We start from the raw sequence: 14,729 nt of genomic DNA, 5'->3' as shown, positions 1-14,729 counted from the left end.
TGCGCATCACTTTTTTCGTCAATAAATACAGGGGTGAAACGCAGGTCGGGCACCGTTCCCCCCCTGCTGGCACTGCAACGCGCCGAATGCAAATCCCGCTTTCCCGTTTCAGGTGTATCGCGAGGGGGCCCGCGCGGTTGTTTGAGGGGAGGTGATGGAGTATTTTTTACCGAATCTTCCTTCCCGCACTGGAAGGCAACCACCACCTGCCGGAGCAGAACACGATGATCACAGGCCTGCACCCCATCGAGGGGCCCATTCCTTCAACCGACAATGATACCCTGCGCGACTGGTACCGCCTGATGCACCTCGGGCGCAGCCTTGATGAGAAGGCCGCGCGCTACCTGAAGATGTCGAAGGGCTGGTCGTACCATGCGCCCTGTGCGGGACATGAGGGGATACAGCTGGCGATGGGTGCGTCGTTCCGCCCGGGGAAGGACTTCCTCTTCCCGTATTACCGCGACCTGATGACAGTGCTCGCGGCGGGAATGACAGTCGAAGAAATCGTGCTCAACGGACTCTCGCGCGCAACGGATCCGGCCAGCGGTGGCAGGCACATGAGCAATCACTTCGCCAAACCCGCCATCGGCATACAGAACGTGTCCTCCTGCGTCGGCAGTCACAGTCTGCACGCGGTGGGTGTGGCACGTGCCATCCGTCGCTACGACGGCGATGAAATTTCCTACTACAGCAGCGGCGAAGCCACGACCTCGGAAGGCTATTTCTACGAGGCGCTCAGCGGCGCCTGCCGGGAAAAACTTCCGGTGATTTTCGTGCTGCAGAACAACGGCTACGGCATCAGCGTCCCTGTGCACGAGCAGAGCGCGAACACCAACATCGCCGACAACTTCCACGGCTTCCGCAATCTCGAAGTGCTGAACTGCGACGGTACCAATGTGCTGGATTCGATGCAGGTCATGCAGCAGGCGGTGGAGTATGTGCGCAGCGGTGCGGGTCCCGCCATGGTGCATGCCGACTGCGTGCGCATGGGCGCGCACAGCAATTCCGACCGGCATGAACTGTACCGCAGTGAGGACGAACTGGTTGAAGCGCGGCGACGCGATCCCCTGCTGCGCTTCCGGGCCTGGCTGCTGGCGACCGAGCGCTTCACGGAGGAGGAACTCGGCGCCATCGAGCGCGAAAACCTCGAGCATATGGATGCAGAATCCGCCCGCGCAGAAGAAGCGCCTGCGCCCGATCCCTCAACGGTGCTTAAAGGCGTGTTCGCCGACGACACGCATGTCTGTCCCCTTTCGAACGAGGATTTCCGGCGGCAGATGGACAAGCATGCCGGCGAGGAGGAACCCGTCTCCCTGCGCGACGCCATCAACCGCGCGCTGAAGGAGGAATTCCGTCGCAACCCGCACACCTTTCTCTGGGGACAGGATGTGGCCTCGCGCGAAAAAGGCGGCGTGTTCAACATCACCAAGGGCATGCAGCAGGAGTTCGGCGCGGGACGCGTGTTCAATGCTCCGATCGCCGAGGATTTCATTCTCGGAACGGCCAACGGCTTCTGCCGCTACCGCGACGATATCTGGGTGGTGGTCGAAGGCGCTGAATTCGCCGATTATTTCTGGCCCGCGATGGAGCAGCTCGTCAACACCGCGCATGAGCACTGGCGCAGCAACGGACAGTTTGCCCCCAACATTATCGTACGCCTGGCTTCAGGCGGGTACATTCAGGGGGGACTCTATCACTCACAGAGTATCGAAGGCGTGCTGGCGAACATTCCCGGACTGCGCATCGTCATGCCGGCATTCGCCGAAGATGCGGCGGGATTGCTCCGCTGCTCCTTCCGCACCCGTGGCATCACGATTTATCTCGAACCGAAGTACCTCTACAATCACCCCGCGGCAAAGACGGGGTATCCCACGCAGGAACTCTGCGTCCCGATCGGACGCGCACGTGTGCGGCGGCCGGGCTCGCAGCTCAGCATCGTCACCTACGGCAACACCGTGCACCTGGCACTGCAGGCGGCCGAAACACTGGCGCAGGAAGGCGTCCACTGTGAGATTCTCGATCTCCGCAGCATCCTGCCCTTTGACCAGGAGGCCGTGCGTGCTACCGTACTGAAAACCGGTCGCGCGCTCGTGCTTCACGAAGCCGGACTCACCGGTGGATTCGGTGGTGAACTCGCGGCCTGGATCGGGGAGCACTGCTTCGAACATCTCGATGCACCTGTGCGACGCCTGGCCTCGCTCGACGCCCCGGTCGGTTTCGCGAAGCCGCTGGAGGATGCCGTACTCGTGGGACGCGACGACATTATCACTGCCGCACGGGCACTGGCACAGTATTGATTCAACAACCACGACCATAGCAAGGACGCGTATGATTCGCCTGACCTTTCACGGAGCCGCGCGCAATGTCACCGGCTCCAGTCATCTGCTCGAAGTCAACGGGAAAAAAATTCTATTCGACAGCGGACTCTTCCAGGGACGCCGCTCGGAAGCGTGGGAACAGAACAGCAAGTTTCCCTTCGATCCGAAAGAAATCGACGTGCTCGTGCTCTCGCATGCACATGTCGATCACAGCGGGAAAATACCGATGCTCTACCGCCACGGCTTCCGCGGTCCGATTTACTGCACGGCAGCCACCCGCGACCTGGCCAATATCATGCTGCTCGACAGCGCGTTCCTGCAGGAGAAAGACGCGGAGTTCGTCAACAAACTGCACAAGAAAAAGGGACTGCCGCCGATTCACGCACTGTACGACACTGAAGACGTTGTCGACGTCCTTGGTTATTTCACCACCGTCGGCTACCACCGCAAAACCGCCATCACCCCCGAAGTGAGCATCACGTTTTACGATGCGGGACACATCCTCGGTTCGGCCATCACTCTCGTCGAAATCAAGGACGGGAAGCGGGATGTCTCCCTGTGCTACACGGGTGACTTGGGGCGCTCTGATCGTCCGATTCTTCGTGACCCCGAGCATGTCGGCGATGTGGATTACCTGATCAGCGAGAGTACGTATGGCGGACGTGAGCATCTCGGCAGCGAAATCATCCTCGACCGCCTCGAAGACATTATCAAACGCACCGTGTCGCGCGGCGGAAAGGTGATCGTGCCCGCATTTTCCGTTGGCCGGACGCAGGAGTTGGTCTATCATCTTCACGAACTGCGTGAGACCGGGCGCCTGCCGGAAATCCCGATATTCGTGGACAGTCCCCTCAGCGTCAACGCCACACAGATTTTCCGCCTGCACCCGGAATGCATGGATGCGGAAGCGCGCAAGGCCATCCTGACACATCAGAATCCCTTCAGTTTCGAGAACCTCCGCTACATCATGCATGTCAATGAGAGCAAGGCGCTCAATGGCAGGCAGGAACCGATGATGATCATTTCAAGCTCGGGCATGTGCGAGGGGGGACGCATTCTGCACCACCTGCGTAATAATATTGAAGACGAGCGCAACACCATCCTCGTGACCGGATATAACGCCGAGCACACGCTGGGAAAGAGAATCGTCGAGAAAGAGCCCGTCGTGCGCATCTTCGGCGAGGAATTCAAACTCAATGCCGAAGTATTCGTGCTCAACAGCCTGAGTGCACATGCCGACCGCAACGAACTTCTGGCATATCACCGCCGGTTCGATCCGAAACGTCTCGCCATGAGCTTCCTGGTGCACGGTGACCTCGATCAGGCGCAGAAGCTCGGCCTCTCGATGGAAGACGAACTCGGGCTTGATAACGTCCATATCCCCTCTCCGGGAGACAGTTTCACGCTCTGATCTTCCTGCAGCCGGACCGTCCAACCGATGCAAATAATACCGCCCGTCTCTCGCTGTGAGGGACGGGCGGTCTTCTTCTGCTACAAAAAAAAATGGCAGGTGATCTCGCAAACCTGCCACTACTGATTGACGGAGGGTGTGATGAGGTAGGATTTGGTGTCCCTAGTCTTTAGCCTACGGTCAATACGGGGGGTGTACAAAAAGGTTGCACTTCGGACATGGGGATAAATTTTTCCCCATTCGTATGCAACCCGTGTGAAACTCGTACGGCTGATTCCGAACTGCACTGGAATTCAATCGCGGCTTTCGTAGTTTTAAAGGATATGGCGACACGATACGACATAGTGGTTGTTGGCGGCGGACACGCCGGCATCGAAGCGGCATCAGCAGCGGCGCGTATGGGTGCACGTTCGGCGCTGGTGACCATGGATCCCGCAGCAACGGGACGCATGTCGTGCAATCCCGCCATCGGCGGTACGGCCAAGGGACACCTGGTGCGTGAAATCGATGCGCTCGGCGGTGTCATGGGACAGATCGCCGACGCTTCAGCGATTCAGTACAAAATGCTGAACCGCTCGAAGGGTCCCGCCGTGTGGTCCCCCCGCAGCCAGAACGATCGTGAGCTGTACAGCGCCGTGGCGCGGTCGGTGATCGAAAGCACTGAGGGACTCGATGTCATCGAGGGCTCGGTCGAGCTGCTGCATGTGGAAAACGACACCGTGCGAGGCGTCACCACATCCGACGGACAGGAAATCAGCTGCACAGCGCTGATTGTCTGCGCTGGCACCTTCCTCAACGGTGCGATGTATACAGGATTGCAGAAAAGTATCGGCGGACGTTTTGGGGAACAGCCCGCGACGGGCATCACTGAAACACTGCTGCGCTATGGCTTTGAAACCGGAAGGCTCAAAACCGGGACGCCCCCCCGGGTATCCCTTACAAGCATCGACCTCGATCAGACCAGCCTTGCGCCGGGAGATGAGAATCCGCAGCCGTTTTCCTACCAATCCCCCATCCCGGACTTCGAACAGGTGCCCTGCTATGTCACCCGGACGCATGAAGGGACGCACGATGTCATGCGTGAGGGCTTCGAGCAGTCGCCCATGTTCACCGGGCGTATCCAGGCCGCGGGGCCCCGCTACTGTCCCAGCATCGAAGACAAAATCGTGCGCTTCGCCGACAAGGACAGCCACCATCTCTTCCTCGAACCCGAGGGACGCGATACGGACGTGGTGTACGTCAACGGCTTTTCCTCCAGTCTGCCTGAAGACATTCAGCTGCGCGCGCTGCGGACGGTGCCCGGACTCGAACATGTCGAAATGCTGCGTCCCGGATACGCCGTCGAATACGACTTTTTTCCGCCCCATCAGCTCAAACTCAGCCTGGAGACGAAAGCGATCAGCGGGCTCTTTCTTGCCGGACAGGTGAACGGAACGTCCGGGTACGAGGAGGCTGCGGCGCAGGGACTCATGGCCGGCATTAACGCGGTACTCAAGTTGCGAGGGGAAAAGGAATTCGTCCTTCGCAGGGATGAAGCCTACGTTGGCGTGCTCATCGATGACCTGGTGAACAAGAGTACACTCGAGCCCTATCGCATGTTCACCTCGCGGGCGGAGTACCGGCTGCTGCTCAGACAGGACAATGCCGACCGCCGCCTGATGCGCTACGGACACCGTTTCGGACTCATACCCGACGAGGTGCATGCCGCCATGCAGCAACGGGAGCATCTCATCGTCTCGCTGCGCGACATCGTGGAATCGCGTACACTTCCCCCGGAGACGCTCAATCCCTTCCTCACCGATCGGCAATCGCCTCCTGTCACCCAGCACGAGTTCGTTGGAAAAATCATCCGCCGCGAGGAAGTCCGCGCCGCCGATGCCCTGCGGCTTGACGGACTCTCTTCCGAAGCTTCCGTACGGCAGGGACTCGGCGATGACCGCGTCATCGAGCAGGTGGAAATCGAGACGAAATACTTGGGCTATATCGAGCGGCAGGGACGCGAGATCGAAAAATTCCGTCGCGCTGAAGAATTTCGTATTCCAGACAATTTTGATTATTCGCGGGTGCACTCCCTCTCGAGCGAAGGACGGGAAAAACTCATGCGTGTGCGTCCCGCCTCGGTCGGACAGGCCTCACGCATTTCCGGCGTCAGCAGTTCCGATATTTCCATCCTGATGGTATATCTCGGCAGGTAATCCGCGTACGCAGGGTACCACTGTAAAAAAATCCCCCTTGACATTCAGCGGAAATCCGATAAATATAGGGTATTGTTTTCCCTCGCCTCTAAGACAGTTTTACTCCCTTTTGCCTGAAAGGAGGTAGCGGTCTCTGGACACGCAGACTATGGAAATACGCGAAATTATCCTCCATCGTATCGCATCGATCCTGCAGGACAGATACGACGAAACATTGCAGGAGCTGTCGGAGGAATATCTTACGGCCTGCCTCGCCTTCAAGGGCGATCCGCATCTGAACGAGCTGCGGCTCGCGCTCGAACGCATCCGGCGTGGGGACTACGGGCGCTGCATTTTCTGCAAGGAGGATATTCCCACTGACGTGCTGCGCGGCGATCCCACCTCCCATTTCTGTGAACCCTGTTCCCGCACGCTTCGCACACGCCTTCAGCAGCGACACTCCTGAGCGTCAGTGCTGCGCGAGCAGCCGCTCCACCTCTTCAAAGAACTTCGCATCATCCCCATCAATGAACTCCAGTTCAAGCTGCGGGTAGCGCACTTCAAACATGGACAGCGCGCCGGCATGCTTCTGCAGACGTACGGCATCTTTCTCCGTTGTCACGAGGAGTTCCGTTCCCAGTGCTTCCGCGCGATTATGCAGTTTCTGCATATCGTCACTGTTATACCAGTGATGATCCGGGAACTGCATGGTATCGGCGACCTCCATTCCCATTCCCTCGAGCGTCTGTGTGAATGATGCGGGCGAGGCGATACCACAAAAAGCCAGCACGCGCTTCCCCGCAAGCGCATCAACTGGATGCGACGCCGCATCGGTGCGGCCTGGAACGACGGGGTACAGTGCTACAGGAGTGAAGCGGGTTGCGAATACGGGTACCGATGTGCGACGTGAGACCTCTTGCCGCAAGGCTTCCACCTGCATGGCGTCCTCGCAGCGACTGAGCAGCACGATATCCGCCCGGTCGATGCCGCGGAGAGGCTCACGCAGTCGTCCCGCGGGGAGCAGTCGCAGCGACGCGAGTGGATAGCGTGCATCGAGCACGAGGATGTTGCAGTCCCTCGCCAGGGCGCGATGCTGGTAGGCGTCATCGAGGACGATACGCTGCACCCCGAAGTTGTCTGCCGCGTAGCGGGCGCCGCGCACTCGCTGTTCGTCAGCGATCACCACGGCCGACGGAAATTTTGCCGCCACCTGTGCAGCCTCATCGCCGCTTTCTTCCACACCGCTGCGTTTCCCTGCCCCGTCGGAGACGACAAGCAGTCCGCTGCTCTTCCGACGATAGCCGCGGGTAACCATGGCGACACGCCAATCGGGGAGCATGGCGCGCAGCAGGGCTTCGACCACCGGCGTCTTGCCCGTACCACCCGCGGTGAGATTTCCTACCGATATCACGGGCACTGCGCAGGAATGCGAACGAAGCCAGCCGCGGTCATACGCCGTATTCCGCAGTTGCATTCCGAGTCCGTAAAGAGAAGAAAGCATGGGAGGCCGCCGGTGTCAGGACACTTCGAGAACGGCGGTGCGATACTGGGCGAGCATGGCTTTTTCGAGATCGTGCCGCAGCTCGTCGAGCGGTTCGCCGGTGATGGACGGGTCGATCATCACAGGGTCACTGTACACCACACGTGCCCGTGTGAAGGGGAAGGGAATTTCAAAGCGGTCCCAGCTCTTGAGACGGCGGTAGCGGCGGTAGCCGACACTCACCGAGATGAGAGGGACCCCGGTAGTCTGCGCCACACGCACGGCACCCATTTTCATCTCATGATACGGTCCGCGGGGACCATCGGGTGTCACGCAGAGCACATGTCCTTCACGCACGGCGGCGCGCATGGTCTGCATGGCTTCCTTGCTTCCGCGGCTGCTGCTGCCGCGCAGCACGTGATACCCCCAGCTGGAAAGCAGGTTTGCAAGGATTTGTCCGTCCTTACTGTGACTGACCAGGGCAGCCGCTTTTTTGAAGCGCATGTGCCACCAGGGATACGTCATCGAGCCGTGCCAGAACACGAGGACAAACGGTTTCCCTTCGTCGAGAAGCGCGAGCATGGCCTCCTCATTTTCCACGGTGAAGGTCACCGTGCGCATGAGCAGTTCAATCAGCGTGCGAAGCAGCCAGTGTTGCATGGATCAGGACGTCCCGGGCCCGTAAAGTTCGGGCCGCCTGTCAGTAAAAATATTATTCCAGGAAGAAAACGCTTTTTCATCGGCACGTGTAGGATCGAAGTCCGCCGTGAGCCAGCCCTCGTACAGCTCATCCACTTCTCCGAGTGTGCTGCCGTTCGGCGCGATAATCTGACTGCAGCCATGGAACACCAGTCCCATCTCACCCCGACGCTCTTCCCCGTTTCTGTTCGCGGTCACCGTATAGACCTTGTTCTCGAAACTCCGCGTACGCATGACGGGCTTCCAGAGCCGCGGCGGAGCCACGAGGTTGGAAGGATGCAGAATCACCTGCGCGCCCTGCAGGGCCAGGCTGCGCGCGGCTTCGGGGAAACGCCAGTCATAACAGATCATGACACCGAAACGCAGTTCGCGGTCCCACGTATACACCTCGAATCCTTTGTCTCCCGGAGTGAAGTGCTTCTTCTCTTCCGCGAACAGGTGCACTTTGCGATAGATGCGCGTACTGCCATCAGGGAACACGGTCGCGGCGGAGTTATAGATATCCTCGCCATCCCGCTCCGCGAAGCCTGCCACAATCACCATGTCCCGTTCCGCCGCCATCTCGCGCAGCCACTGAACGGTGGGACCTCCGGCGTCTTCCGCTACGGCATCGAGCTGGGCGCCGTCATGGAAGAAGTAACCGGTAGTGCAAAGCTCCGGAAGCACGGCCACATCGGCGTCACAGGTACGCAGGTAGGCCGTCAGCCGGGTTCGATTTGCATTGACATCGAGAAATGCGGGACAGAACTGGAGGGCGGAAAATATCATGGTAATGGGCGCCGTTGCTTTGGTTCGCTGTGCGGGTTCGTTGCGCAACAAGTGTTGACTGCGCGAAACGGGATGTCTGCGCGAAACGGGATGTTTGCGCGATACGTGTTATTTGCGTTCGCGGTTTGAAGGGTGATAGGTGTCGAGCTTGGGTTCGTAGAACAGAATGTTCAGGTCACCATCCCGTATGGTGCCACCGGATGGATAGTAGAAAAATTCCTCGATGTCGTCCGTCGCTTCGCGGGAAGGACGGCCATCCCTGACGTAGAATCGCACCGTATACCGTCCGAGGTCAGCTTCGCGGCCGTCCACCTGGCGCAGGATATTCTCGACAGCGTAGCAGTACAGGCTGGTATCACCGGATTCGCTCAATTCGTCCTCCCCGCGCGCCGATGCTCTTCGAGAAGGGATTCGGCAAAGGCTTCGGCCTGTTCGCGGCTGTTGAACCAGCGCGACAGTTCAACCTTCTTGCCGAAGAAAGATTTTTTCCATTTTCGGATCACCCAGCTCAGGGGATCTTCGGGGTCATGAAACAGCGTAATGTGGCAGCCGGAATTATCCGACAGCGAAGTTTCGAATTTGCTCATTGAAGTCGCCTTCGTCGGTCGTGTGGTTGAGAATGGGCCGGTCAGTGGTATGTCGAGCGCTTATTGAGTTCACTCTGAACGATAAACCACACCGCAGGCGAAAAAATAATCCAAATTACCCAAAGGAGCCAACGATTAAATGACTCTTCGCTCCATTTTTCGTACAGGGTGGAATAAAAATACGTTGCGAACAGTGAGCCGAAAGGAATAAACATCAGCACCAGCCAGAGACCGGGCGAGCCCTCCCCGTCACCCACGGCGTCATGCATCTCCACGGCGGTCACATAGAACCAGTAGAGCGCATAAATCCCGAAGGTTACGATACAGAGAAGGATTTGAATGGGAAGTGAACGGAATTTGATCCGCGGCATCATCGAAGGCATACAACGTCCTCGGTTCGGATGGTGATCAGTTCTGCAGAATGGTGTATTCGACACGCCGGTTCAGCTGCCTGCCCTCGTCGGTGTCATTGGTGGCGACGGGACGTGTTTTGCCGAATCCGCGTGAGATCAACCGGATCGAAGAAATTCCCTTGGAAATTAGATAGTTCACGACGGCGGCAGCACGGCGGCGGGAGAGCTTCATGTTGTAATCGTATCCACCGTAATCATCGGTGTGGCCGTCGATCTGAATCATCATGCTGGGATACTTCTTCAGCAGCTTGACCAGGCGGTCGAGCTCAGCAAACGATTCGGGACGCAGGACGTCCATGTCGAAGTCGAAGAATATGTTATTGAGGCGAATGGACGTTCCATGCAGCAGCGGCGCCAGCACGAGATCGCGCTGCACTTCGTCGTATCCACCCATGTCGGTCAGATCGAGATGTTCGCTGAGGGGATAATAGCCGTCGGCGTCTGCGTGGAAACCATAGTCGTATCCCATGGGAAGTGCGATTTTATAGCGGCCGGTTTCCGGGTCCACCGTCGCCTTTCCTATCTCTTCTCCGTCAGAGAGGCGTTCATACGAGATCGTGGCAGGCACGATATTCCCATCGAGATCGGTGACCTTGCCACTGACCAGCATGACGGGAATAGGACGCGCATCTTCAGGCAGCACGATGCGGAAAATGTCGCTTTTGCCGTATCCTTTGCTCGTGGAGACGAAATACGCGTATTCCCCGTTCGCCGGGACCGTATAGTACGCATCCCAGCCCGGTGTATTGATGGGATATCCGAGATTCTTGGGTTTGGACCAGTTCAGCCAGCTTTCGTCCTGACGTCGCGTGACGTACACGTCGTTGTTTCCATAGCCACCCGGACGATTACTGGAGAAATACAGCGTCACACCATCGGCCGCGAGGAACGGCGTGATATCCTGCTCCACCGAGTTGACGCCCTCGCCGAGGTTCTTCGGTTCCGTCCACGTGTTGTCTTCCTGCAGAAAACTGATGTACAGATCGCGTCCCCCGAGACTGTCGGCGCGTTTGATGGACATGATCAGCACCTGTCCATCGGGCGAGAGTGTGTACTCCGACCATTCCGAGGTATTGCCGAGGTTGAGGATTTTCAGATTGCGCGGGGCCGACCAGCCGCTGCTGTCACGATAGGTCATCGAAACCCCTTCATCCTGTCCCCCATCCGGCAGATACTGATTGCCGAGCATCAGCGCGTTGTTGTCGGGCATGACGGAACAGACGAAGTTGTAGCCTTCCGTATTCAGCGGCGCACCGATGTTGCGTGCGGGACCCCAGCTGCCGTCCGCCTGCAGTTCGCTGTACCAGATATCGTCAAGATGTTCGGGACCGGCGTTCTCGGGATGTCCTTTTCTCACGAAATACAGGGTTTTTGCATCAGGAGCGATAACGGGCAGCACCTCATCGTATTCCGAATTGATCATCGGACCGAGATTCTCTCGTTCCGGATAGTCCTGCTGCGCCAACAGTGACAGCGGAAAAACCGCTACAATCAGCAATACGTGAAGCAGTGCTCGCCTCATCGCACCCTCCAATGTGAATTCCGGGAATCTTCCTCTGGATCGGAACTGCATCTCAACCGTCGTATTCATTGTGAATTGCTGAATGTTACACATTTTTTTGATGAAATGTAACTCCCCGAAGCAGCATTGGATTTGGATCATGCCGTTGCTAGTTTGATGCTGCCATGGAGCCTTCACGGAAACGCATATTGCTGTTTGGCCTCGCGGGGACAGTGCTCAGCCTGCTGATTATCGGCGCCGTCCTCCTCGGCTTTCTCATCACCAAGTCCCTGCCGGAAACGGAGGGGACACAGGAAGTGGCCGGGCTTGCCGGCGAGGTCGAAGTCTGGCGAGATGAACTCGGCGTGCCGCATATTCTCGCCTCGTCGGAATACGATGCGTATTTCACGGCGGGATATGTGCACGCGCAGGACCGTCTCTGGCAGATGGATCTGCTCCGGCGCTATGGAGAGGGACGCCTGGCTGAAGTCCTTGGTCCGCGCCTCGTGCCGGTCGACCGCCTCATGAGAACGGTAGGTATCCATCTGCTCGCAGATAGCCTCGCAGCGCATGTCTCCCCGCAGACCATGCGCATCCTCGAAGCCTATGCACGCGGTGTCAACGCATATATAGAAGAAAACGACGGCAGTTACCCGATAGAATTTGATCTGCTGCAGTACACACCGGAGCGATGGACGCCACGCCATTCCCTCCTCCTCGCAAGACTGATGGGATGGGAACTGGCCCTGTCCTGGTGGGTGGACCTCACCATGGGTGAATTGCGTGACCGGCTCGGGGAGGAACGTGCCCAGGAGCTGTTCCCTACCTACCCCGACGATGCCGCGCGCATTCTGCCGCCCGACTTCCCCGCCGCCATCGCGCAGGCGGGCAGTCTCAGGGACGCGCGCAGGGAGGCTCAGCGACTGTTCGGCCTCGAAGGCTCGGCGATCGGCAGCAACAGCTGGGTGGTGAACGGCAGCCACAGCAGCACCGGCGGCGTCCTGCTTGCCAACGATCCGCATCTGATGTACATGCAGCCAGCACGCTGGTATGTCATGCATCTCAGCGCGCCCGGACTCAATGTTGCCGGCGTGACACTGCCCGGTGTTCCCGCGGTGGTAATCGGACGCAACGACGACATTGCCTGGGGACTGACCAACATGATGACCGACGATGTGGATTTCTTCGTCGAAAACGTGAACATGCGGGATTCCACCTACGTCGTCGAAGGGAAACAGCTGCCACTGCATGTGCGCACCGATTCCATCATCGTGCGTGACAGTCTGCCTGTCGTTCTGCAGGTAGCCACGACCATTCATGGTCCCATCATCAGCGACGTGTATCCCCAAAAGGGCGTCATTCGCCGTCCCTCCCGTTTCGCGGAGCTTCCCGCCGTGAGCATGCGCTGGGCGGGACAGGAAATGAGTGACGAGGTGCTGGCGTTTTATCGCCTCAATCATGCGGGGTCGTGGGAGGAGGTGCTGCAATCGCTCACCACCTTTGCCGTGCCGGGACAGAACCTGGTGTACGGTGACCGTGAAGGCAATATCGGCTATACGGCCACGGGACGCATCCCGATACGGCGTGACGACGTTTCGCCGCAGCTGCCGAATGACGGTACGGCCCACATGGATCCGTGGACGGGCTATGTCCCTTACGACCGGCTGCCCCGGGCATACAATCCCGAAGGCGGGATGTTCGCCACGGCCAACAACAAAATCGTTGATGATTTCCCCTGGTACATTTCACGACTGTGGGAAAGCGACGCGCGTGTCACCCGCATTCGGCAATTGCTCTCACAGCAAAAACAGTTCAGCACCGAAGACTTCATGCTGATGCAGATGGACGTGCAATCCGTTGCGGCTGATACCCTGCGCGACGCAATGGTCGAGGCGCTGCAGCAGTGGGATACGCGTCCCGTGCTGCTGACACGCGTCATGAACCGGCTCGCAGCCTGGGATTGCCGCATGCACACCTCCTCTATCGAGGCTTCCATTTTCAACAGCACGTATATGCGGCTTCTGCATAATACGCTCGATGATGACCTCGACAGCACACTGTTCGACAACTACGTGTTCCTGAGCAATATTCCGACACGGGTGCTCCCGCGGCTTCTGCATGACACAGCGACAACGGTATTCGACGACATGCGGACGCCGAGGCGCGAGACGCGGCAGCATATGCTGATTCGCAGTGTCACCGAGGCGGTGACCGCACTGCGGCAGCGCTTCGGTCCACGAATGGACAGCTGGCGATGGGGCGAAATGCACACGGTAACGCTCAGGCATCCCCTCGGGGAAGTCGCCCCGCTCGACAGGATTTTCAATATCGGACCGATGTCCGTCGGCGGCAATAATACCACGGTGAACAATGGAGAATACAGCTTCGCGCATCCGTACAATGCCGTTGTGGGTCCCTCCATGCGTTTCGTCACCGATATGCACGCCCCCGATTCCAGCTATATCATTATCACCTCGGGACAGTCGGGACAGCCGTTCAGTGATCACTACGCAGACCAGGCAGTGCTCTGGCAAAGCGGCGCCATGCACCGGCTGGTGCTGGACGCCGCCACCGTCCGGCGGTCTCCATGGAAATGCCTCATTCTCCAACCCGGGGAGAAACTGCCATGATAAGCACGCGACTCGAACAGCTGCTCGCTGAGGCCCGGCACTGCACCGTGCTCACCGGCGCGGGCGTGTCTGCCGAAAGTGGCGTACCAACATTTCGTGCGCCGGGGGGACACTGGCGCAATCATGACCCGCAGCAGCTTGCGACCCCGGAAGCCTTTGCAGCCGATGCGCAGCTGGTATGGAGCTGGTATTCGTGGCGCCGCAACACCGTGCGCAGCGTACAGCCCAATGCGGGACACTATGCCCTCGCGGAGATGGCGACGCTTTTTCCCCGCTTCACGCTCGTGACACAGAACGTCGACAACCTGCATGAGCGTGCAGGCAGCCGCGGAGTGCTTGAACTGCACGGCAACATCGAGCATTGCCGCTGCAGCGTCTGCGACGCCCCGTATCATGGCGACAAGGCGCCACCGACCGAGGAGGTGCAGTACTGCAGTTGCGGCGGGGCCATTCGTCCCGGAGTCGTCTGGTTCGGGGAGTCCCTCCCCTCCGATGCACTGTACGCGGCACAGGATGCAGCGAGCGACAGCGATCTTTTCCTCTGTGTGGGTACTTCGGCAGTTGTCTATCCCGCGGCCATGCTGCCGGGGATTGCAAAACAGTCGGGCGCCTACGTCGTGGAAATCAACACCGCACCTTCCGCCCTGGCCCATGACATGCACGAATGCCTGCAGGGCAGCTCGGGCACCGTTCTTCCCATCATTCTTGAAACCCTGCGCCGCCTGCGTGGCAGCGCCTGAGGAGACGC

13 protein-coding genes are annotated in these 14,729 nt (G+C 58.8%); 6 read left to right on the top strand and 7 right to left on the bottom strand.

The genetic code is table 11. The annotated features are described in order from the left end of the window. Positions 1 to 224: 224 nt before the first annotated feature. From KQI65_08035 to KQI65_08020, 4 genes are all read left to right on the top strand, one after another. Positions 225 to 2,297 carry a 2-oxoisovalerate dehydrogenase gene (locus KQI65_08035; protein ID MCB2204683.1) on the top strand — a complete coding sequence of 691 codons (2,073 nt, stop codon included), beginning with the start codon at positions 225 to 227 and terminating at the stop codon, positions 2,295 to 2,297. Between the two features lie 34 nt (positions 2,298 to 2,331). Beyond that, entirely contained in the window at positions 2,332 to 3,729 is a 1,398-nt protein-coding gene (locus KQI65_08030) for an MBL fold metallo-hydrolase (GenBank protein MCB2204682.1), read from the top strand. A 323-nt stretch (positions 3,730 to 4,052) separates the two neighbouring features. Beyond that, positions 4,053 to 5,924 (top strand): tRNA uridine-5-carboxymethylaminomethyl(34) synthesis enzyme MnmG, encoded by a 1,872-nt coding sequence (gene mnmG / locus KQI65_08025; protein MCB2204681.1) that lies wholly within the window; start codon positions 4,053 to 4,055, stop codon positions 5,922 to 5,924. Between the two features lie 148 nt (positions 5,925 to 6,072). Next, positions 6,073 to 6,369, top strand: coding sequence for a hypothetical protein (locus tag KQI65_08020; protein MCB2204680.1), 297 nt, complete (start codon positions 6,073 to 6,075; stop codon positions 6,367 to 6,369). A 3-nt stretch (positions 6,370 to 6,372) separates the two neighbouring features. On the opposite strand, the gene lpxK is transcribed toward KQI65_08020, so the two are convergent. The 7 genes from lpxK to KQI65_07985 form a co-directional block, all read right to left on the bottom strand. Further along, the gene (gene lpxK, locus KQI65_08015) at positions 6,373 to 7,404 is read right to left on the bottom strand and encodes a tetraacyldisaccharide 4'-kinase (protein ID MCB2204679.1); all 1,032 of its coding nucleotides are present in this window, start codon (positions 7,402 to 7,404) and stop codon (positions 6,373 to 6,375) included. Positions 7,405 to 7,419: 15 nt separating this feature from the next. Then, the gene (locus tag KQI65_08010) at positions 7,420 to 8,043 is read right to left on the bottom strand and encodes a lysophospholipid acyltransferase family protein (GenBank protein ID MCB2204678.1); all 624 of its coding nucleotides are present in this window, start codon (positions 8,041 to 8,043) and stop codon (positions 7,420 to 7,422) included. A 3-nt stretch (positions 8,044 to 8,046) separates the two neighbouring features. Next, on the bottom strand, positions 8,047 to 8,850 hold the full coding sequence (locus KQI65_08005; protein MCB2204677.1) for a hypothetical protein: 804 nt from the start codon (positions 8,848 to 8,850) through the stop codon (positions 8,047 to 8,049). A gap of 108 nt (positions 8,851 to 8,958) precedes the next feature. Beyond that, on the bottom strand, positions 8,959 to 9,222 hold the full coding sequence (locus KQI65_08000; GenBank protein ID MCB2204676.1) for a hypothetical protein: 264 nt from the start codon (positions 9,220 to 9,222) through the stop codon (positions 8,959 to 8,961). Further along, on the bottom strand, positions 9,219 to 9,437 hold the full coding sequence (locus KQI65_07995; GenBank protein ID MCB2204675.1) for a hypothetical protein: 219 nt from the start codon (positions 9,435 to 9,437) through the stop codon (positions 9,219 to 9,221). The genes KQI65_08000 and KQI65_07995 overlap by 4 nt, the downstream gene beginning before the upstream one ends. A gap of 41 nt (positions 9,438 to 9,478) precedes the next feature. Then, on the bottom strand, positions 9,479 to 9,820 hold the full coding sequence (locus KQI65_07990; GenBank protein ID MCB2204674.1) for a DUF4234 domain-containing protein: 342 nt from the start codon (positions 9,818 to 9,820) through the stop codon (positions 9,479 to 9,481). A gap of 25 nt (positions 9,821 to 9,845) precedes the next feature. Beyond that, positions 9,846 to 11,372, bottom strand: a complete 1,527-nt coding sequence (locus KQI65_07985; protein MCB2204673.1) for an OmpA family protein — start codon at positions 11,370 to 11,372, stop codon at positions 9,846 to 9,848. A 164-nt stretch (positions 11,373 to 11,536) separates the two neighbouring features. Here KQI65_07985 and KQI65_07980 point away from each other — a divergent pair, with 164 nt between their 5' ends. Together KQI65_07980 and KQI65_07975 are read left to right on the top strand one after the other, a co-directional pair. Beyond that, positions 11,537 to 13,981 carry a penicillin acylase family protein gene (locus KQI65_07980; protein MCB2204672.1) on the top strand — a complete coding sequence of 815 codons (2,445 nt, stop codon included), beginning with the start codon at positions 11,537 to 11,539 and terminating at the stop codon, positions 13,979 to 13,981. Next, positions 13,978 to 14,721, top strand: coding sequence for an NAD-dependent deacylase (locus KQI65_07975; protein MCB2204671.1), 744 nt, complete (start codon positions 13,978 to 13,980; stop codon positions 14,719 to 14,721). The genes KQI65_07980 and KQI65_07975 overlap by 4 nt, the downstream gene beginning before the upstream one ends. Positions 14,722 to 14,729: the final 8 nt, after the last annotated feature.

This window comes from bacterium (assembly GCA_020444325.1).
Classification (GTDB): Bacteria; Bacteroidota; Ignavibacteria; order SZUA-365; family SZUA-365; genus BM516.
This window is presented reverse-complemented; position numbering and strand designations above follow the sequence as displayed.

Coding starts and splice junctions, on each gene's coding strand:
- KQI65_08035 (MCB2204683.1), top strand. CDS start 225: ATGATCACAGGCCTGCACCCCATCGAGGGGCCCATTCCTTCAACCGAC.
- KQI65_07990 (MCB2204674.1), bottom strand. CDS start 9,820: ATGCCTTCGATGATGCCGCGGATCAAATTCCGTTCACTTCCCATTCAA.
- mnmG (MCB2204681.1), top strand. CDS start 4,053: ATGGCGACACGATACGACATAGTGGTTGTTGGCGGCGGACACGCCGGC.
- KQI65_07980 (MCB2204672.1), top strand. CDS start 11,537: ATGGAGCCTTCACGGAAACGCATATTGCTGTTTGGCCTCGCGGGGACA.
- lpxK (MCB2204679.1), bottom strand. CDS start 7,404: ATGCTTTCTTCTCTTTACGGACTCGGAATGCAACTGCGGAATACGGCG.
- KQI65_07995 (MCB2204675.1), bottom strand. CDS start 9,437: ATGAGCAAATTCGAAACTTCGCTGTCGGATAATTCCGGCTGCCACATT.
- KQI65_08010 (MCB2204678.1), bottom strand. CDS start 8,043: ATGCAACACTGGCTGCTTCGCACGCTGATTGAACTGCTCATGCGCACG.
- KQI65_07985 (MCB2204673.1), bottom strand. CDS start 11,372: ATGAGGCGAGCACTGCTTCACGTATTGCTGATTGTAGCGGTTTTTCCG.
- KQI65_07975 (MCB2204671.1), top strand. CDS start 13,978: ATGATAAGCACGCGACTCGAACAGCTGCTCGCTGAGGCCCGGCACTGC.
- KQI65_08005 (MCB2204677.1), bottom strand. CDS start 8,850: ATGATATTTTCCGCCCTCCAGTTCTGTCCCGCATTTCTCGATGTCAAT.
- KQI65_08020 (MCB2204680.1), top strand. CDS start 6,073: ATGGAAATACGCGAAATTATCCTCCATCGTATCGCATCGATCCTGCAG.